This is a genomic window from Cellulomonas sp. Marseille-Q8402 (assembly GCF_965119525.1).
Genome location: NZ_CBCPLX010000001.1, coordinates 1,523,898 through 1,542,471 on the forward strand (window position 1 = coordinate 1,523,898; position 18,574 = coordinate 1,542,471).

Here is an 18,574-nt window from a genome sequence, read left to right on the forward strand (position 1 = left end):
CCGCGGCCGGGTCCGTGCATTATGGCCGACGGGTCCGGCGGGCTCAGTGCGCGAAGTGGCGCGTGCCCGTCAGGTAGAGCGTGACGCCGGCCGCGGCCGCCGCGGCGACGACCTCCTCGTCGCGCACCGAGCCGCCCGGCTGCACGACCGCGCGCACGCCCGCGTCGAGCAGCACCTGCAGCCCGTCCGCGAACGGGAAGAACGCGTCCGAGGCCGCGACGGCGCCCCGCGCGCGCTCGGCGCCGCCGGTGTTGGCGCGCTCGACGGCCAGCCGGCAGGAGTCCACCCGGTTGACCTGGCCCATGCCGACGCCGACCGAGGCGCCGCCGTCGGCGAGGAGGATCGCGTTCGACTTCACGGCACGGACCGCGCGCCAGGCGAAGGCCAGGTCCGCGAGCGTCCCGGCGTCCGCCGCGTCGCCCGCCGCGAGCGTCCAGGTGGTCGGGTCGTCGCCGGGTGCGTCGACGCGGTCGACCTGCTGCATCAGCAGCCCGCCGCTGATCGGGCGGGTCTCGACGGCGGCGGAGGGCGCTCCCTCGACGACGAGCAGGCGGATGTTCTTCTTGCGCTGCAGCACCTCGAGCGCCTCCGGCTCGTAGCCGGGCGCGACGACGACCTCGGTGAACACCTCGGCGATCTGCTCGGCCGCCGCGAGCGTCACGACGCCGTTGGCCGCGATGACGCCGCCGAACGCCGACACCGGGTCGCAGGCGTGCGCGCGGGCGTGCGCGTCGGCGATGTCGGCACCGACCGCGATGCCGCACGGGTTGGCGTGCTTGATGATCGCGACCGCCGGACCGTCGTGGTCGTGCGCCGCGCGCCAGGCGGCGTCCGCGTCCACGTAGTTGTTGTAGCTCATCGCCTTGCCGTGCAGCTGGGTCGCCTGCGCGAGCCCGGCCGGGCCGTGGCCGGAGGTGTAGACGGCCGCGCGCTGGTGCGGGTTCTCGCCGTACCGGAGCACGTCGGACCGCTCCCAGGTCGCACCGACCCACGCCGGGAAGCCGGTGCTGATGCCGTCGACCTCGTCCGTGGTGGTGGCGACGCTGCCCATCCAGGACGCGACCGCGACGTCGTAGGACGCCGTGTGCACGAACGCCTGCGCCGCGAGCCGGGTCCGCTCCGCGAGCGTGAAGCCGCCGGCACCGACCGCCGCCACGACCTCCGGGTACCGGGCGGGGTCGACGACGACCGCCACGCTCGGGTGGTTCTTCGCGGCGGCGCGGACCATGGACGGGCCGCCGATGTCGATCTGCTCGACGCACTCGTCGGGGGTCGCGCCCGACGCCACGGTCCGGGTGAACGGGTACAGGTTCACCACCACGAGCTCGAACGGCGCGACGCCCAGCTCCTCGAGCTGCGCCAGGTGCTCCGGGCGGCGGGTGTCGGCCAGGATGCCCGCGTGCACCCGCGGGTGCAGCGTCTTCACCCGGCCGTCCAGGCACTCGGGGAAGCCGGTCAGCTCCTCCACGCGGGTCACGGGGACGCCGGCGGCGGCGACCGTCGCGGCGGTCGAGCCCGTGGAGACGAGCTCCACGCCGGCCGCGTGCAGGGCGGTCGCGAGCTCGACGAGCCCGGCCTTGTCGTAGACCGACAGCAGGGCGCGGCGCACGGGGCGGCGCGTGGCGTCGGCGGTGGGGTCGGCGACGGGCGTCGTCGCGGGCAGCGAGGCGTGGGACACGGGAGTCCTCCGGGGTCGTGACGTGACGGGCACCACGGGGGTGCCACGGTGACGGGACCCGGCACCCAGGCGGACGGTGCGACGGCGGGACTGCTGCGGCCGCTCCCCGGTGGTCAGTTCCACCTCGCGCCAGTCACGACCGTGGTCGAGCCTAGCCGACGGTGACGACCCGGCCCTCGACCCGCATCCCGTCGGCCACGATCCGGCCCACCCAGTCGACGAGCAGCCGGCGCTCGGCGACCTTGATCCGCTCGTGCAGCGTCGCCTCGTCGTCGCCGTCCAGGACCCGCACCGCCACCTGCGCGATCACCGGTCCGGTGTCGACGCCCGCGTCCACGACGTGCAGCGTGCTGCCGGTGACCTTGGCGCCGTAGGCGAGGGCGTCGCGGACCGCGTGCGCGCCGGGGAACGACGGCAGCAGCGCGGGGTGCGTGTTGACCACCCGGCCGTCCCAGCGCTGCAGGACCGGCGCGCCCAGGATCCGCATGAACCCGGCCGACACCACGAGGTCGGGCCGGAACACGCCGATCGCCTCGGCCAGCGCCGCGTCCCAGGCCGCGCGGTCGTCGAAGTCGCCCGGCGCGACGACGGCGGTCGGCACCCCGGCCTCGCGCGCGAGGGCCAGCCCGCCGGCCGAGCCACGGTCGGCGACCACCCCGACCACGCGCGCCGGGTACCCCTCCTCGTCGTGCGCCGCCAGCAGCGCCGCGAGGTTGGTGCCGCCGCCCGAGACCAGGACGACCAGGCGGCCGCCCGACCGCGTGGCGGGCCGGGGCGCGTCGGGGGCGTCGTGCAGGTGCGGGGCGTCGGAGGCAGCCATGGGCGCACACCCTAACGGGCTGGTTCGGCCCCCGATGCGCGAAGATGTCCCGGTGAGCAACCCGTACGCCCCGCCCTCTCCCGACCGCGCGCCCGCGGACGGGCCGGACCGGAGCGCCGCGCCCGCGCCGGGTGCGACGGGCACCACGGACCCGACCGACCCGGCGGGCCCGCGGCCGCTGCCGCCGCACCCCGCCCCGGGGCCGCACCCGCCGCGGCCCCCGCACCCGCCCCACCCGCCGCAGCCCGGCCCCGCAGCGCCACCGGACCCGGAGGCCCTGGCCCGGGTCGGCCGCCTCGTCCGGCACTTCGGCATCTGGCTGATCGCGGGCGTGGCCGTGACGCTGCTCCCGCTGCCCTGGCGGGTGGCCTCGATCGCGTTCCTGGTCGGGGCCGTCGTCACGGGCGTGCGCGCGCTGCGGGCCGTGGTGACCTCCCGGGCGCGCGGCGGCCTGCCCTCGGTGCTCGCTGCCGGGCTGCTCCTCACCGGCCTGGTGCTGATCGGCTCGCTCGGCTCGCTCGCGACCTGGCAGGCGGACGTGGACCGGCAGGCGTGCCTCGACGGCGCGCTCACCCGGACCGCCCAGGCGGCGTGCGAGCGCGACTACCGCGACGCGCTGTCGGAGCTGACCGAGGGTCTCACGCCCGGCGCGCGCGGCTGACGCCGTCCCGCACCCGTCCGGCCGTCCGGCGCACCGCCGCGCGCACGTGCGCGTCGCCCGGCAGCAGCACGACCAGGACGCCGGCCAGGACGCCCGCCGCCACCGCGAGCCCCACCAGGACCGGCTGCGGGCCGAGCTCCGTCATGCGGTCCGGCCCGATCCCGCCCCGGGCCAGCGCGGCCAGCACCAGCGCCCCGAGGCCCGCCGTCCCCGCGCTGACGGCCCCCGCGACCAGGGGATCCAGGGCACGCTCCGTGACGAGCCGGCGCCGGAGCAGCAGCGCCGCGGCGACCCCCGCGAGCACCGTCACGACCGGCACGAGCACCAGCACGCCGCCCGCGACGTCGGGGGCGGGCAGGGCGCCGAGCAGCGGCACCGCGGGCAGCGCACCGGCCTGGACCTCGGCCGCGCTGAACCCGGTGCCCGTCCCGACCGCGAACCCCGGGCCCGCCAGCCAGGCGAGCGCCCAGAGCACCAGCGTCGGGGCGTACGCGAGCTCCGCGACCGCCAGCACGATGCCGCCGACCGCGTCGAGCCGCAGGCCGCCGACGATCTCGGCGATCGCGCTGCGGCCGGTCACGACCCACACCGTGGCCAGCAGCGCCGCGAGCAGCACGAGACCCGCGAGCGCGGCGGTCCCGGCGGCCAGGCCGTGCGCCACGGGCGCGGGCAGCCGGTCCCGGACCGGTGCGAGGACGTCCCGCAGCCGGGGCGCCTCGGGACGGCGCAGCAGGCCGGCGCCGAGGCCGAGGGCGGCGACGACCGCCCCCCCGAGCAGGCCCGCGCCCACGTGCAGCAGCGGCACCCCGGTCGACAGCCCGACCACCAGCACCACGCCGACGTACGCGGCGACCCCGGCGCCGAAGGCCGACCGGGTCGCGTAGCCCGACCGGCGGGCCGAGGCGTAGCAGCCGAACAGCGCGAGCACGGTCAGCCCCAGCGGGACGAGCGTGACGCTCGGCGCCGCGGTGAGCGGCACCCCGTGCCCGAGCAGCCAGAGGCCCGCGGCCACGGACACCGCCCGCGTCCACGGCACGCCGGTCGTTGCGGGGGCGGCCGACGTCGCCACGTACGCCGCGACCGCGGGCAGCACCACCACGAGCAGCGACAGCAGCGCGGCCTGCAGGCCGGCGAGCATGCCGCCGACCCACCGCGGCGCCCCGTCCAGGTCGCTCACGAAGAACCGGGGCGGGGCGGCGTCGTCGAGCACGCGGCGACGGGGCCGGCCGCCCGGGGCGGACCCGGGTGCACGGCCGTCGGGGCGGGTGCCGGACGAGCTGCTCACTGCTCCATGGTCCCCGCCGACGCCGCACGGGCGGGCCAACCGCCCCGGCGCGCCGCGGGTGTCCTCGCCCACGCCCGCTCCGGTCCCACCCGGCCGCCGAGGTCGTGCCAGAACCGCCGAGGTAGTGCGTCCTGACGCACTACCTCGGCGGGATCGCACGACCTCGGCGACGGGTTCAGGAGAGCAGCGCCCGGGCGAGCTCGGCGGTCTCGGTCGGCGTGGTGCCGACCTTGACCCCGGCCGCCTCGAGGGCCTCCTTCTTGGCCTGGGCGGTGCCCGCGGAGCCGGAGACGATGGCGCCGGCGTGGCCCATCGTCTTGCCCTCGGGCGCCGTGAACCCCGCGACGTAGCCGACGACCGGCTTGGTGACGTGCTCGGAGATGTAGGCCGCGGCCCGCTCCTCCGCGTCGCCGCCGATCTCCCCGATCATCACGATCAGGTCGGTCTCGGGGTCCGCCTCGAACGCCGCGAGGGCGTCGATGTGCGTCGTGCCGATGATCGGGTCGCCGCCGATGCCGACGGCCGTCGAGAACCCGAGGTCCCGCAGCTCGTACATCATCTGGTAGGTCAGCGTGCCGGACTTCGACACCAGGCCGATGCGGCCCGGGCCGGTGATGTCCGCCGGGATGATGCCGACGTTCGACTTCCCGGGGCTGATCAGGCCGGGGCAGTTCGGGCCCAGCAGCCGGACGCCCTTCGCCTGCGCGTACGCGAAGAACTCGGCCGTGTCGGCGACGGGCACGCCCTCGGTGATGATCACGATCAGCGGCACGCCGGCGTCGACGGCCTCGATGACGGCCGCCTTGGTGAAGGCGGGCGGCACGAAGATCACGGACACGTCGGCGCGGGTGGCCTCGACGGCCTGCTGCACCGACCCGAACACCGGGATCGCGACGGTGAGGCCGGAGCCGTCACCGCGGGGGAACTCGACGCTGGTGCCGGCCTTGCGGGGGTTCACGCCGCCGACGACGGTGGTGCCCGCCGCGAGCATGCGGGTGGTGTGCTTGCTGCCTTCGGACCCGGTCATGCCCTGCACGATGACCTTGGACTCCGCGGTCAGGAAGATCGCCATTGCGTTCGTCTCTCGTCTCTAGCGAAGGGGCGGGTCAGGCGGCCGCGGCCAGGCGGGCGGCCTCGGCGGCGCCCCCGTCCATGGTCTCGGCGAGCGTGACGAGCGGGTGGTCGGCGTCCCGGAGGATCCGGCGGCCCTCGAGGACGTTGTTGCCGTCCAGGCGCACCACCAGCGGCTTCGTCGCGTGGTCGCCCAGGATCCCGAGCGCCGCGACGATGCCGTTCGCGACCGCGTCGCACGCCGTGATGCCGCCGAACACGTTCACGAACACCGACTTCACCTGCGGGTCGGACAGGATGATGTCCAGGCCCGCGGCCATCACCTCGGCCGAGGCGCCGCCGCCGATGTCCAGGAAGTTCGCCGGCTTCACGCCGCCGTGCTGCTGCCCCGCGTACGCGACCACGTCGAGGGTGCTCATGACGAGCCCCGCGCCGTTGCCGATCACGCCGACCTCGCCGTCGAGCTTGACGTAGTTGAGGTCCTTCTCCTTGGCGCGCGCCTCGAGCGGGTCCGCCGCGGCCGCGTCCTCGAGGGTCGCGTGGTCCTCGTGCCGGAACTCGGCGTTGCCGTCGAGGGTCACCTTGCCGTCGAGCGCGACGACCCGGCCGTCCTCGGTGAGCACCAGCGGGTTCACCTCGACCAGCGTGGCGTCCTCCTCGCGGTACACGTCCCACAGCTTGGTGAGGACCGCCGCGACCTTCGGCGCGACGTCGGCGTCGAAGCCGGCGGCGGCCACGATCTCGTCGGCCTTGGCCGCGTCGATGCCGACCCGGGGGTCGACCGCGACCTTGGCCAGCGCCTCGGGACGCTCGACCGCCAGCTGCTCGATCTCCATGCCGCCCTCGACGCTCGCCATGGCGAGGTACCGGCGCTCGGCCCGGTCGAGGAGCAGCGAGAAGTAGTACTCGGTGGCGATGCTGGCGCCGGCCGCGATCATCACGCGGTGCACCGTGTGGCCCTTGATGTCCATGCCGAGGATCTCGGCCGCACGCTGCTCGGCCTCCTCGGCGGAGCGCGCGAGCTTGACGCCGCCCGCCTTGCCGCGGCCGCCCGTCTTCACCTGCGCCTTGACGACGACGACGCCGGTGGCGCCCTCGGCCGCCAGGAGCGTCTCCGCGGCGGCGCGGGCCTCGGCGGGCGTCGTCGCGACGAGCCCTCCCAGGACCGGCACCCCGTGGCGCTCGAAGATGTCACGTGCCTGGTACTCGAACAGGTCCACCTGCTGAGGTCCCTTCCGTCGCCCTGCATCCCCTGGCGGGATCGGCTGCTCTGCCGCGGTCGATGGTAGCCCGCTCCCCGGGGCGGGTCTCTTCACGTCGAGAGATGTGACCCAGGTCGCACCCGGGTGTCAACGTGTCTTGACAGACGTCCGGGCGTCAACCAAGGTTGACACATGGGAACCACCGAATCCGCCGACGGCGCGCTGGCCGCCGCGACAGCCGACGACCCGGCGACCGGGCTGCGGGCCGTGCGCTCGCTCCGGGCGCTGGCGGACCGGCTCGAGACCCTGCAGGTCGGCCGGGCCCGCGAGCTCGGCTGGTCCTGGCAGGACATCGCCGACGCGCTCGGCGTCAGCCGCCAGGCCGTCCACCAGAAGCACCACCGCCGCACGCCCTGACCCCAGAAGGAGACCGCGATGTTCGAGCGATTCACCTCCGGCGCCCGCGAGGCCGTCGTCCACGCCCAGGAGGTCGCCCGCGACCTCGGCGACGCCCGGATCACCCCGGCCCACCTGGTGGTGGCGCTGGCGTCCGGCGGCGAACCCGCCGCGGCCGTCCTCGCCGCGCACGGCGCCGACCGCGAGACGCTGCTCGACCGGTTCGCCCCCGACGGGCTCGACCCCGCCGCGCTGGCCGCGCTCGGCATCGACCTGGACGCCGTCCGCCGCCGCGCCGACACGGTGTTCGGCGCGGGCGCGCTGGACCGGGCCGGCCGCAGCACCCGGCGCACCGGGGGGCACCTGCCCTTCACGCGCGACGCGAAGAAGACGCTCGAGGTCGCGCTGCGCGAGGCGATCCGGCTGGGGCACCGGCGCATCGAGGCCGGGCACCTGCTGCTGGCCGTCGTCCGCCTCACGGACACGGACGGGTACGCGCTGCTCCGGCGGTGCGGCGTCGACCCGGCCGCCCTGGCCGCCGACGTCACCACCCGGCTGGCCGCCGACGCCGCGGCCTGACGCGCGCCGGCGGGCGTAGGCGCGCCGATCAGGCGGTCGGGACCGGGTAGCCCTCGGAGGGCTGCACGACGACGAAGCCCGGGCCGTGGAACGCGTACTGGAACGCCTCCCCCGAGCCGCCGCGCAGCAGCGAGCCGACGTTCATGCTCGACACCACGGCGGGGGTCAGGTTCGCGGACCAGCAGACGGCCGCGTTCGGGTCGACGAACGTCGGCTGCTGCGAGCAGTCGAGGATCATCGGCTGCCCGTGCGACGTCAGCGCGACCGTCCCGGTGCCCTGGACGAGGGTGTTGAAGAAGCCGCCGGTCATCATCCCGGCGCCCTTCGTGCGGTGGATGTCCCAGTGCAGCTCCGCGTCGAACGCCAGCAGCGAGGACCCGCCGACGCTGATCGCGTCGCCCTCCAGCTGCAGCAGGAACACGTGCTCGGCCGCGCGGGCGAAGAACACCTCGCCCGGGCCGGACACCCGCATCAGCGCCTGGTCGTCCGCGCTCACGGCCCGCTTGACGAACCGGGCCAGCGACCCGGACGACTCGTGGTGGAACTGCACCTGCCCCTGGTGCGCGACCATCGCGCCCTTGGCGGCGAGGACGTCCGGGCCCAGGGTGACCTTGAGCATCCTGGTGCTCTGCAGGGCGTACCGCTCGGCGGTCTGGACCTCGGCGTTGACCTGGTCGAAGAGGGGGCTGCGCATGCCGCCGATCATGCCCGATCGGCGGCCTGCGCGCGGACGGAGCGCCTCGTCAGAGCTTCGTGACGGGCGAGTACCGCAGGAGCAGCCGCTTGGTGCCCTCGGTGCCGAAGTCGACCTTCGCGACGGCGTTCGGCCCGCCGCCCTCGACCGACACCACCGTGCCGAGCCCGTACGCGTCGTGCGTCACGCGGTCGCCGACGGACAGCGTCGGGATCGCCGCGTCGGGCCGAGGCGTGGCCGAGCCGAACGTCGCACCGCCGGAGCCGGGGGCCTTGCGCGGGGGCTCGCCGGCGCGGGACGACGCCGAGCTCTTCTTCCAGCCGGTCTGCGCCGCGGACCCGCTCGACCCCGAGCCGGAGGCGTAGCCGGACCGGCCGCCGAGGAACCCGCCGGGACCCCGCAGGCGGTCGTTGCTCGACTCGCGCCGGCGCCAGTCCAGCAGCTCCTCCGGGAGCTCGTCGAGGAACCGGCTCGGCGGGAACTCGTTGGGCACGCCCCACGCGGTGCGGACGGCGGCGCGCGAGATGTACAGCCGCTGCCGCGCGCGGGTCAGCCCCACGTAGGCCAGGCGGCGCTCCTCGGCCAGCTGGTCGGTGTCGGCGAGCGACCGCATGTGCGGGAACGTCCCGTCCTCCATGCCGGTGAGGAACACCACGGGGAACTCCAGGCCCTTGGCCGTGTGCAGCGTCATGAGCGTGACGACGCCCTGGTCGGGCCTCGCCGCCTCGTCCCCGCCGTCGTCCGAGGGGATCTGGTCGGAGTCCGCCACCAGCGACACCCGCTCGAGGAAGTCGGCCAGGTCGCCCTCGGGGTCGGACTGCTCGAACTCGCTGGCGACGGCGTGCAGCTCCGCGAGGTTCTCGACGCGCGTCTGGTCCTGCGGGTCCTCGCTGGCCCGCAGCTCGGCCAGGTAGCCGCTGCGGTCCAGCACGACGGACAGGACCTCGGCAGGGCCCGCACCCGACTCGGTGAGCGCGCGGACGTCGGCCATCATCCCGGCGAAGGCCCGCAGCCCGGTGATCGCCCGCGTGCCGAGGCCGGGGACCTCGTCGACGCGGTCGAGCGCGGTGCCGAACGAGATGCGCTCCCGCTCCGCGAAGCTCGCCACCATCGCCTCGGACCGGTCGCCCAGGCCGCGCTTGGGCACGTTGAGGATCCGGCGCAGGTTCACGTCGTCGTCCGGGTTGGCGATCGCCCGGAGGTACGCCACGGCGTCCTTGATCTCGCGCCGCTCGTAGAACCGGGTGCCGCCGACGACCTTGTACGGCAGGCCGACGCGGATCAGCACCTCCTCCAGCGCGCGCGACTGCGCGTTCGCCCGGTAGAAGATCGCGACATCGCCGGGACGGACCTCGTCGGAGTCGCCCAGGCGGTCGATCTCCTCCGCGACGAACCGGGCCTCCTCGTGCTCGTTGTCGGCCACGTAGGCGACGATCTTCGGGCCCGCGCCGGAGTCCGTCCACAGCCGCTTGGGCTTGCGGCCCGGGTTCTTGCTGATGACCGCGTTCGCCGCGGACAGGATCGTCTGCGTCGACCGGTAGTTCTGCTCCAGCAGGATCGTCGTGGCGTCCGGGTAGTCGGCCTCGAACTCCATGATGTTGCGGATGCTCGCGCCGCGGAACGCGTAGATGGACTGGTCCGCGTCGCCCACGACGGTGAGCTCGCCGCGCGGGACGGCGGCGTCCGCCCCCGGGTCGGCCGAGCCGACGCCCGCGAGCTCGCGGACCAGGACGTACTGCGCGTGGTTCGTGTCCTGGTACTCGTCGACCAGCACGTGCCGGAACCGGCGGCGGTAGTGCTCCGCGACCGCCGGGAACGCCTGCAGCAGGTTGACCGTGGTCATGATCAGGTCGTCGAAGTCGAGGGCGTTCGCCTGGCGCAGCCGCTGCTGGTAGCGCGTGTACACCTGCGCGAGCGCCTGGTCGAAGTCGTTGGACCCGCTCGCCGTCGCGGCGTACGTGTCCGGGTCGACCAGCTCGTCCTTGAGGTTCGAGATCTTGGACGCCAGCGCCTTCGGCGGGTACTTCTTCGGGTCCAGGTCGAGCTCGCGCGCCACCAGGGTGAGCAGCCGCTGCGAGTCGGCCGAGTCGTAGATGGAGAACGACGACCGCAGCCCGAGCGTGGTCGCCTCCCGGCGCAGGATCCGCACGCACGCCGAGTGGAACGTCGAGACCCACATCATCCGGGCCGAAGGACCCACCAGCGCCGCGACGCGCTCGCGCATCTCGGCGGCCGCCTTGTTGGTGAACGTGATCGCGAGGATCTCCCCCGCCCGCGCCTGGCGCGTGGCGAGCAGGTGCGCGATCCGGTGCGTGAGCACGCGGGTCTTGCCCGACCCGGCGCCGGCGACGATCAGCAGCGGGCCGCCCTGGTGCAGCACCGCGGCACGCTGCTGCGGGTTCAGCCCGACCAGCAGCGCGTCGGCGTCGACCGACGGCGCGCGTCCGCGCTGCTCCCGGCGGTCGGCGCCGTCGTCGGCACCGCCCTCGTCGGCGCGGGGCGGCACGGCGGCCGGCAGGCGGTCGCCGAGATCGGACAGGGCGAGGCCGGGCAGGGGGAGGTTCTCGAAGAGCGACGTCATGGCGGGACCAAGCCTAGGCGCCGCCACCGACACCGGGAGCCGGGGCGAGCTCAGAGCAGCCGGCGCGCCGCCGCCCAGCGCGTGAGCTCGTGCCGCGACGACAGCTGCAGCTTCCGCAGCACCGCGGACACGTGCGTCTCGACCGTCTTGATCGAGATGAACAGCTCGCCGGCGACCTCGCGGTAGGAGTAGCCGCGGGCGATCAGCCGCATCACCTCGCGCTCGCGCGCGGACAGCCGGTCCAGCTCGTCGTCCCCGGTGGCGATGTCACCCGCCGCGGCGCCGAACGCGTCCAGCACGAACCCGGCCAGCCGCGGCGAGAACACGGCATCGCCCCCGGCCACCCGCAGCACGGCGTCGCAGAGGTCGGGGCCGGAGATCGCCTTGGTCACGTACCCGCGCGCACCGGCCCGGATCACGGCGACGACGTCCTCGGCGGCGTCGGACACGGACAGCGCCAGGAACCGGGTCTCGCCCAGCAGGTCGGTGCAGGCGCGGATCACCTCGGCGCCGCCCCCGCCGTCGCCGCCCGGCAGGTGCACGTCGAGCAGCACCACGGGCGGCCGGTTCGCGCGCACCACCTGGATCGCCTCGTCGACCGTGGCGGCCTCGCCGACCACGTGCACCCGCCCGTCGAGGGACGCCTTCACGCCCGCGCGGAACATCAGGTGGTCGTCGACCAGCACCACGTCGACCGCCGGTACCTCGCTCATGCCTGCATCGTCCTCTCGTCCTCGCCGGCGACGGGCTCGCGCACCAGCGGCATCCGCAGCCGCACCTCGGTGCCGCCGCCGTCCTTGCACACGACCGACGCGGTCCCGCCGCGACGGCGCACCCGCCCCAGGATGGACTCCCGCACGCCGAACCGGTCGGCGGGCACGGCGTCGGGGTCGAACCCGTCGCCACGGTCCCGCACGAACACCTCGACCTCGTCGGGGCCGGCCTCCAGGTAGAGGGAGACCGGCGGCCGGCCGTGCCGCACCGCGTTGAGCAGCGCCTCCCGCGTGGCCTGGAGCAGGGCGTCGGTGCTCACGTCGGGCTCGGTGTCGCCGACCACGACGGTCTCGATGGTGACCGCCTCGCCGTCGGGCCCGGTGCGGGTGTCCTCGATCTCGGCGACGATCCCCGCGAGCACGACGGCCACCGAGGTGCCGGGCTCCGGGCGGTCGTCGTACAGCCACGCCCGCAGCTCGCGCTCCTGGGCGCGGGCCATGCGGGCCACCTCCGTGGGGTCGTCGGCGCGGGCGCGGATCAGGGCGAGCGTCTGCAGCACGGAGTCGTGCAGGTGCGCGGCGATGTCGGCCCGCTCCGACTCCCGGGCGCGGGCGGCACGCTCGTCGCCCAGCTCCCGCACCAGGCGCAGCCACCACGGCGCGAGCACCAGGGCGACTCCGGCGACCACCGCGACCGCGGCGATCGTCGACTGCACGAGTGCGCCGGGCGGGCCGCCCTGGCCGACGAGCAGGAGCACCCCGGTCCCGGCGATCACCAGGCCGCCGGCCAGCCGCAGCACGCTGACCGTGCCGCGGGTCCCGGTGCGGCGGCCGCGCTGGACGGCGTCCAGCTGGCTCCACGCGAGCGCCGCGCCCGCCACCAGGAGGAGCACCGGCACCACCCAGCTGCCCACGACGTCGGTGCCCGCGCGCGCCAGCAGCAGCGCCACGGCGCCGGCCAGCAGCGCGAGCCCGACGGCGATCTCGGTCCACGGGAGCCGACGCAGCCGCCGGACCGTGTCGCTGTCCTGCGGGCGCGACAGCCGCGACAGCGCAGCGGGCCGGTCGGCCCCGGCCACGGCCAGCGGGTCGCCGACCGGGATCGTCACCCACCAGAAGACGTACAGGCCGACCCCGACGCCGCCGAACGGCACGAGCAGCACCAGCAGGACCCGGACCAGGCGGACCGAGACGCCCAGGTGCAGGGCGAGCCCCGCCGCGACGCCGCCGAGCACGCGGCCGCGGTCCGGGCGGCGCAGCGGCAGGCGGGACGGGGTCTCCATGTCCTGATCGTCACACGCCGGAGCACCCCCCGACCCCCTCCGGGGCCCAGGATCAGGGACCCCGGGCCCACATTCAGGGGCGGCTCAGGGGGGTACCCGATGCCGCCGGGGCACCCCGGCGGGTCAGGATCGAGCCATGACGAACGACAGCGCCGACCTCGGGTCCGGCACCGGCCCGCCGTCCGGCGGCCCCGGTGCCCCCGGCCCCGCGCCGCCTCCCGGGCACCCCCCCCGGACCTTCCCGGCCCCCCCCCCCGACGGCCACGGGATGGACAGCTTCTTCGCGGCGATCCGCCGGATGGGCGTGACCCGCTCGCAGGACCGCTGGGTGGGCGGCGTCGCCGGCGGCCTCGCCGCCCGGTTCGGCATCGACCCGCTCCTGGCACGCGGCGTCATCGGCGTCACGATGCTGATGGGCTTCGGCCTGGTGCTCTACGGCATCGCCTGGGCGCTGCTGCCGGAGCAGTCCGACGGCCGCATCCACCTCGAGGAGACCATCCGCGGGCGGTTCGACATCGCCCTGCTCGGTGCCATCGCGCTGGTGGTCGTCGGGATGAGCTCGGGCGACTGGTGGTTCAGCTGGGGTCCGTTCGACACCGGCTGGTTCGGCGGGCTCGCGTGGACCGCCCTGATCGTCGTCGGCATCGTGATCCTGGTGAACGCCCTGCGCAGGCTCCGGGAACCGGCGCCCGAACGCGCCTCCTGCACCCGCATGGCAACCGCCGTACCCGGAAGGACAGCGTCCCATGACCACCCCGAGCAGCACCCCGGCACCGCCGGCCCCCGGCCCGGCCGCCCGGACGAGCGCCTTCGACCCGTCCGCGACCGCCGCCGCGCCCTGGGCGTCGGCGCCCGCCCCCACGAGCCCCCGACCGCCGTACGCGGGTCCCACCGGACCGGGTGGGCCTGGTGGCCCTGGTGCGCCCGTCCCCCCGCCGCCCGGCCGCGGCTGGACCCCGCCCCCGCCGACCCCGCCCCTGCCGCCGGCCCCGCCGCGGCCCCCGAAGCCCCCGCGCCGCGGACCGGGCGCCGCCCTCACCGGCGTCGTCGTCGCGGTGATCCTCATCGGCCTGGCGGCGCTGCTCGCCGCGGACCGGGCCGGGGTCTACGACGGCCCGATCGGCGCCGTGGTCATCGGTGGCGGCGTGCTGCTGGTCGGCCTCGGGATCATCGTGTCCGGCCTGCGTGGCCGCACCGCCGGCGGCCTGACCGCCCTCGCGATCGTCGGCATGGTCGTCGCCGGCCCGGCCGTCGTGTTCCAGGACGGCGACCGCTGGCAGGGCGAGCGCGGCCCGGTCCGCAGCATCGACGTCGAACCCACCAGCCGGTCCGCGGCCGAGGCCGGGTTCTCGTTCGGCATCGGCGACGCCGACGTCGACCTGACCCGCGTGCCCCTGACCGACGACACCCTGGTCGTCCCGATCAGCGGCGGGCTCGGCGACGTGACCGTGACCGTGCCCGAGGGCGTCGCCGTCAGCGCGGAGGTCACCTCCGGCGCGGGCAACATCGAGTGGCTGGTCGACGGCGAACGGCAGCGGTCCGACGGCGTCGGGCACGACCGGACGTTCACCAGCGAGGCCATGGCCGACGGCCGCGACGCCCAGATCGCCCTGCAGATCGAGGTCGGCGTCGGCAGCATCACCATCGAGGAGGACTGATGACCAGCACCGGACCCCGTGACGACGACACGCCCGGCACGCCCGAGGCCTCGGAGCCGCCGACCGAGCGCATCGAGCGGCCCACCGAGCGCGACGACGCCACGGAGCAGATCGGCCGTGTGGACGACACCGTGCAGATCGACCAGGTGGACGACACCGTGCAGATCGACCAGGTGGAGGCCTGGAGCCGGCGCGGCCGGTCGACGAGGCCGGCACCCGCACCTTCGCTGCCGCCCCGGCACCCGCCCCGACCCCGGCCCCGGCCCCCGCACCGGCACCGCTGGGCAGCACCGGCCGTCCGGCGACCCCGGCACCGGCGGCGGCCGTGCCGTCGGCGGCGCCCGCGCCGGTGCCGGCTCCCGAGCCCGAGGACCGCGGGCCGCGCTCCGGCACCGTGGTGTGGGGCCTGGTCGTCGCCGTGTTCGGCGTCGGCATCCTCGCGGTGGCGGCCGGCGTCCGCATCGACGTCCAGCTCGCGCTGATCGTGCTGCTGGCCGCGGCCGGCGTGGCCCTGCTGGTGGGCTCGCTGCTCACGGCGGCCCGGCGCAGGAGCCGGGAGCAGCGCGCCGCACGCTGACCCGCCGCACGACGGAGGGCCGGGACCCCGTGGGGTCCCGGCCCTCCGTGCGGGCGGTGGCGGTCAGGCGCGCGCGTTCTCGTCCACCGAGGTGGTCGGGCGGCTGTCGACGACCGTGGCGACCTTGCGGCCGGCCAGGGCCCACAGGGCGTAGCCGACCAGGATGAACATGACGCCGAGGCCCATGACCAGGGCGGCGACGCCGAAGGCCACGACCGAGGTGAACAGCGAGGCGCGGAGGAACGAGGCGTTCATCGCGACGTCGCGCAGCGGGTCGTCCTGCTCGAGCTCGGCGTACGTCTTGCCGCCGGTCGCCTCGAGGGCGTGGTGGCTGATGATGTCGGCCTGGGCGAACGCCGTCCAGGGGCTCGTCACGGGCTGGCCGCCGAAGTTCGCGGCGTCCTCCGAGACGGTGATGTTCTCGTCGGCGAGGTGGCTGGAGATCGAGCCCCAGGTGATGCCGCCGGCGATGATGAGGACGACGCCGGCGACGGCCGCGATGATGCCGATGACGCGAGCAGCCTTCGAGCCGCCCGTCGCTGCCACGGTAGACATGTGGTGTTCCCTTCAGATACCCCCGGTGCGGGCCGGCCGTCGGTCGGCCCGGTGGAACCTGTGAGCCCCACGGGGAAGAGCCTGCTGCCCCCGACGGCCGAAAAGCGGGACGTAAGTCATGCAGCGATCACCGACCCGCTTCGTGACGCGGTGCACAAAGCCCGGATTCCTGCAGATCGGGTCTTTCGTCCCACGCCCTCGTACCCGATCAGCGTAGGACAGAAGTCCTGGTCCTGGGCAGATGCGCCCGGCGCGGAGCCGTCGGCTAGCCTCGGCCCGGACCGAGGAGGACCCATGACCCGCACGCCGCACGACCCGCCCGACGGCGCCTCCGCTCCCCCGCGCGCCGTGCCGCCGGACGCTCCCGCGGTCGTCCCGGTGGTCGTCCGGGGCCTCCGGATCGGCGCCGGCCGCCCCGTGGTCGTCGTGCCCCTGACGTCGGCGACCGCCGAGGCCCTCGTCGCCGACGCCGCCGCCGTGGTGGCCGCCGCGCCGGACCTCGTGGAGTGGCGGGTCGACCACCTCGGCCCGACGGGACGCCCGGACCCGGCCGAGGTCGTCGTCGCGGGCCGGGCGCTCGTGGCCGCGCTGGGCGGCCTGCCGCTGCTCGTCACCGTGCGCACCGCGGCCGAGGGTGGTCGCGCCGACGTCGACGACCCGGCCTACGAGGCGCTGCTGACGGCGGTGCTCGCGGCGGGCCTGGCCGACCTGCTCGACGTGGAGGTCGCCCGGGACGCGGGCACCGTCGCCCGGCTCGTCGCGCGTGCGCACGCCGCCGGCGTCCCGGTCGTCGGCTCGAGCCACGACTTCGCCGGCACACCCGGCCAGGACGCGATCGTCGACCGCCTGCTGGGCATGGCCGACGTGGGCGCGGACGTCCTGAAGATCGCCGTCACGCCGCACGACCCCGCCGACGTGCTGACGCTGCTGGCTGCCACGTGGGCGACCGCGCGGCGCACCGACCGGCCCCTGATCACCATGGCCATGGGGCCGCTCGGCGTCGTGAGCCGGGTCGCCGGCGGCACCTTCGGGTCGGCCGCGACGTTCGGCACCGTCGGCGCGGCGTCGGCGCCCGGGCAGGTCGAGCTGACCGCGCTGCGCGCGGCGCTGGCCGTCGTGCACCCCGGGGCCTGACCCCGGACGCGAGGACGGCCCGGTCCCCCGCGCGGGGGACCGGGCCGTCGCGCCCCTACCGCGGCGTCACTCCCACTCGATGGTGCCCGGCGGCTTGCTGGTCACGTCGAGCACGACGCGGTTGACCTCGGGCACCTCGTTCGTGATGCGCGTCGAGATCGTCGCCAGCACGTCGTAGGGCAGCCGGGTCCAGTCGGCGGTCATCGCGTCCTCCGACGACACCGGCCGCAGCACGACCGGGTGCCCGTAGGTCCGGCCGTCGCCCTGCACGCCCACGGAGCGCACGTCGGCCAGCAGCACCACGGGGCACTGCCAGATCTCGCGGTCGAGGCCGGCGCGGGTCAGCTCCTCGCGGGCGATCACGTCCGCGGCGCGGAGCACGTCGAGCCGCTCCTGGGTGACCTCGCCGATGATCCGGATGCCGAGGCCCGGGCCCGGGAACGGCTGGCGCCAGACGATGCCCTCCGGCACGCCGAGCTCCAGGCCGACCGCGCGGACCTCGTCCTTGAACAGGGTGCGCAGCGGCTCGACCAGCTCGAACTGCAGGTCGTCGGGCAGGCCGCCGACGTTGTGGTGGCTCTTGATGTTGGCCGCGCCCTCGCCGCCGCCCGACTCGACGACGTCCGGGTACAGCGTGCCCTGCACGAGGAACTTGACCTCCTCGCCGTGGGCGCCCGCCTCCTCGACGACCTCGCGCGCGGCGGCCTCGAACACGCGGATGAACTCGCGGCCGATGATCTTGCGCTTGGTCTCGGGGTCGGTGTGCCCGGCGAGCGCCTGCAGGAACTGCTCCCGCGCGTCGACGATCTTGAGGTTGACGCCGGTCGACGCGACGAAGTCCTGCTCGACCTGCTCGGCCTCGCCCGTGCGCAGCAGGCCGTGGTCGACGAAGACGCAGGTCAGCTGGTCGCCGACGGCCTTCTGGACCAGCGCCGCCGCGACGGAGGAGTCCACACCGCCGGACAGGCCGCAGATGACCCGGGCGTCGCCGACCTGGGCGCGGATCTTCTCGACCTGGTCGGCGATGACGTTGCCCGGGTTCCAGTCGGCGGCCAGGCCGGCGCCCTCGTAGAGGAAGTGCTCGAGCGTGCGCTGTCCCAGCGGCGAGTGCTTGACCTCCGGGTGCCACTGCACGCCGAACAGGCGGCGGGTGCGGTCCTCGAACGCCGCGACCGGGGACCCGGCCGAGGTGGCGAGCACCTCGAAGCCCTCCGGCGCCTCGTGCACGGAGTCGCCGTGGCTCATCCACACGGTCTGCTGCTCGGGGCTGCCGGCCAGCACGGTGCCCTCGGTGACGACCTCGACCGGGGTGCCGCCGTACTCGCGGTTCCCGGTCTGCGCGACCGTCCCGCCGAGGGCCTTCGCCATCGCCTGGAAGCCGTAGCAGATGCCGAGCACCGGGACGCCGGCCTCGAACAGCGCGGGGTCGACGAACGGGGCACCCTCGGCGTAGACCGAGGACGGCCCGCCGGACAGGATGATCGCGGCCGGGTCCTTGGCCAGCAGGTCCGCCACGGAGGCGGAGTGCGGCACGATCTCGGAGTAGACGTTCGCCTCGCGCACGCGGCGGGCGATCAGCTGCGCGTACTGGGCGCCGAAGTCGACGACCAGGACGGGGCGGGACTGGTCCGCGGGGCGGGGGTCGGACGGAGGCGGCGCGGGCACGGCGGAGGCGTCGGTCACGCCA

At 75.5% G+C, this 18,574-nt stretch carries 18 protein-coding genes, 1 pseudogene and 1 riboswitch; of the genes and pseudogenes, 7 read left to right on the forward strand and 12 right to left on the reverse strand.

What is annotated here, in order from left to right; translation table 11 throughout:
• Positions 1–43: 43 nt before the first annotated feature.
• Both purH and purN read right to left on the reverse strand, forming a co-directional pair.
• On the reverse strand, positions 44–1,678 hold the full coding sequence (gene purH, locus ACWPWW_RS06930) for a bifunctional phosphoribosylaminoimidazolecarboxamide formyltransferase/IMP cyclohydrolase (RefSeq protein ID WP_454049603.1): 1,635 nt from the start codon (positions 1,676–1,678) through the stop codon (positions 44–46).
• Positions 1,679–1,734: 56 nt separating this feature from the next.
• A riboswitch (ZMP/ZTP riboswitch) is annotated at positions 1,735–1,825 on the reverse strand.
• Positions 1,826–1,829: 4 nt separating this feature from the next.
• Positions 1,830–2,498, reverse strand: a complete 669-nt coding sequence (gene purN / locus ACWPWW_RS06935) for a phosphoribosylglycinamide formyltransferase (RefSeq protein ID WP_454049604.1) — start codon at positions 2,496–2,498, stop codon at positions 1,830–1,832.
• A gap of 52 nt (positions 2,499–2,550) precedes the next feature.
• Here purN and ACWPWW_RS06940 point away from each other — a divergent pair, with 52 nt between their 5' ends.
• Positions 2,551–3,159: a hypothetical protein gene (locus ACWPWW_RS06940; RefSeq protein WP_454049605.1), complete on the forward strand. Its 609-nt coding sequence runs from the start codon at positions 2,551–2,553 to the stop codon at positions 3,157–3,159.
• On the opposite strand, the gene ACWPWW_RS06945 is transcribed toward ACWPWW_RS06940, so the two are convergent.
• The 3 genes from ACWPWW_RS06945 to sucC all read right to left on the reverse strand — a co-directional run bounded on the left by ACWPWW_RS06945 (position 3,137) and on the right by sucC (position 6,735).
• The gene (locus ACWPWW_RS06945) at positions 3,137–4,444 is read right to left on the reverse strand and encodes a cell division protein PerM (protein ID WP_454049606.1); all 1,308 of its coding nucleotides are present in this window, start codon (positions 4,442–4,444) and stop codon (positions 3,137–3,139) included. The genes ACWPWW_RS06940 and ACWPWW_RS06945 overlap by 23 nt on opposite strands.
• A 175-nt stretch (positions 4,445–4,619) precedes the next feature.
• A complete protein-coding gene (sucD, locus tag ACWPWW_RS06950) occupies positions 4,620–5,516 on the reverse strand; it encodes a succinate--CoA ligase subunit alpha (protein WP_454049607.1) in 897 nt (298 codons plus the stop codon).
• A gap of 34 nt (positions 5,517–5,550) precedes the next feature.
• Entirely contained in the window at positions 5,551–6,735 is a 1,185-nt protein-coding gene (gene sucC / locus ACWPWW_RS06955) for an ADP-forming succinate--CoA ligase subunit beta (protein WP_454049608.1), read from the reverse strand.
• Positions 6,736–6,909: 174 nt separating this feature from the next.
• Between sucC and ACWPWW_RS06960 the strand changes: the two genes are divergently transcribed.
• Complete coding sequence (locus tag ACWPWW_RS06960; protein ID WP_454049609.1) at positions 6,910–7,134, forward strand: helix-turn-helix domain-containing protein; 225 nt, start codon at positions 6,910–6,912, stop codon at positions 7,132–7,134.
• 18 nt (positions 7,135–7,152) lie between these two features.
• Complete coding sequence (locus tag ACWPWW_RS06965) at positions 7,153–7,692, forward strand: Clp protease N-terminal domain-containing protein (RefSeq protein WP_454049610.1); 540 nt, start codon at positions 7,153–7,155, stop codon at positions 7,690–7,692.
• Positions 7,693–7,720: 28 nt separating this feature from the next.
• Here ACWPWW_RS06965 and ACWPWW_RS06970 read toward each other — a convergent pair whose 3' ends face one another.
• From ACWPWW_RS06970 to ACWPWW_RS06985, 4 genes are read right to left on the reverse strand one after another with little or no spacing between them, the layout of a single operon-like run.
• Positions 7,721–8,386 (reverse strand): AIM24 family protein, encoded by a 666-nt coding sequence (locus tag ACWPWW_RS06970; protein ID WP_454049611.1) that lies wholly within the window; start codon positions 8,384–8,386, stop codon positions 7,721–7,723.
• Positions 8,387–8,435: 49 nt separating this feature from the next.
• A complete protein-coding gene (pcrA, locus tag ACWPWW_RS06975) occupies positions 8,436–10,967 on the reverse strand; it encodes a DNA helicase PcrA (protein WP_454049612.1) in 2,532 nt (843 codons plus the stop codon).
• A 50-nt stretch (positions 10,968–11,017) separates the two neighbouring features.
• On the reverse strand, positions 11,018–11,680 hold the full coding sequence (locus tag ACWPWW_RS06980) for a LuxR C-terminal-related transcriptional regulator (RefSeq protein WP_454049613.1): 663 nt from the start codon (positions 11,678–11,680) through the stop codon (positions 11,018–11,020).
• Positions 11,677–12,963, reverse strand: a complete 1,287-nt coding sequence (locus ACWPWW_RS06985) for a PspC domain-containing protein (RefSeq protein ID WP_454049614.1) — start codon at positions 12,961–12,963, stop codon at positions 11,677–11,679. The genes ACWPWW_RS06980 and ACWPWW_RS06985 overlap by 4 nt, the downstream gene beginning before the upstream one ends.
• 298 nt (positions 12,964–13,261) lie before the next feature.
• On the opposite strand from ACWPWW_RS06985, the pseudogene ACWPWW_RS06990 reads away from it, so the two are divergent.
• Positions 13,262–13,366: pseudogene (locus ACWPWW_RS06990) on the forward strand (PspC domain-containing protein); the annotation flags it as partial.
• A gap of 29 nt (positions 13,367–13,395) precedes the next feature.
• On the opposite strand, the gene ACWPWW_RS06995 reads toward ACWPWW_RS06990, so the two are convergent.
• Positions 13,396–13,608, reverse strand: a complete 213-nt coding sequence (locus tag ACWPWW_RS06995; protein ID WP_454049615.1) for a hypothetical protein — start codon at positions 13,606–13,608, stop codon at positions 13,396–13,398.
• 101 nt (positions 13,609–13,709) lie between these two features.
• On the opposite strand from ACWPWW_RS06995, the gene ACWPWW_RS07000 reads away from it, so the two are divergent.
• Both ACWPWW_RS07000 and ACWPWW_RS07005 read left to right on the forward strand, forming a co-directional pair.
• Positions 13,710–14,621 (forward strand): LiaF domain-containing protein, encoded by a 912-nt coding sequence (locus tag ACWPWW_RS07000; RefSeq protein ID WP_454049616.1) that lies wholly within the window; start codon positions 13,710–13,712, stop codon positions 14,619–14,621.
• A gap of 349 nt (positions 14,622–14,970) precedes the next feature.
• On the forward strand, positions 14,971–15,198 hold the full coding sequence (locus tag ACWPWW_RS07005) for a hypothetical protein (protein WP_454049617.1): 228 nt from the start codon (positions 14,971–14,973) through the stop codon (positions 15,196–15,198).
• A gap of 63 nt (positions 15,199–15,261) precedes the next feature.
• Here the strand turns inward: ACWPWW_RS07005 and ACWPWW_RS07010 are convergent, their stop codons facing one another.
• A complete protein-coding gene (locus ACWPWW_RS07010; RefSeq protein ID WP_454049618.1) occupies positions 15,262–15,753 on the reverse strand; it encodes an aromatic ring-opening dioxygenase LigA in 492 nt (163 codons plus the stop codon).
• Between the two features lie 294 nt (positions 15,754–16,047).
• On the opposite strand from ACWPWW_RS07010, the gene aroD reads away from it, so the two are divergent.
• Complete coding sequence (gene aroD / locus ACWPWW_RS07015; RefSeq protein WP_454049619.1) at positions 16,048–16,887, forward strand: type I 3-dehydroquinate dehydratase; 840 nt, start codon at positions 16,048–16,050, stop codon at positions 16,885–16,887.
• A 66-nt stretch (positions 16,888–16,953) separates the two neighbouring features.
• Here the strand turns inward: aroD and guaA are convergent, their stop codons facing one another.
• Entirely contained in the window at positions 16,954–18,552 is a 1,599-nt protein-coding gene (gene guaA / locus ACWPWW_RS07020; protein ID WP_454050412.1) for a glutamine-hydrolyzing GMP synthase, read from the reverse strand.
• Between the last annotated feature and the right edge of the window lie 22 nt (positions 18,553–18,574).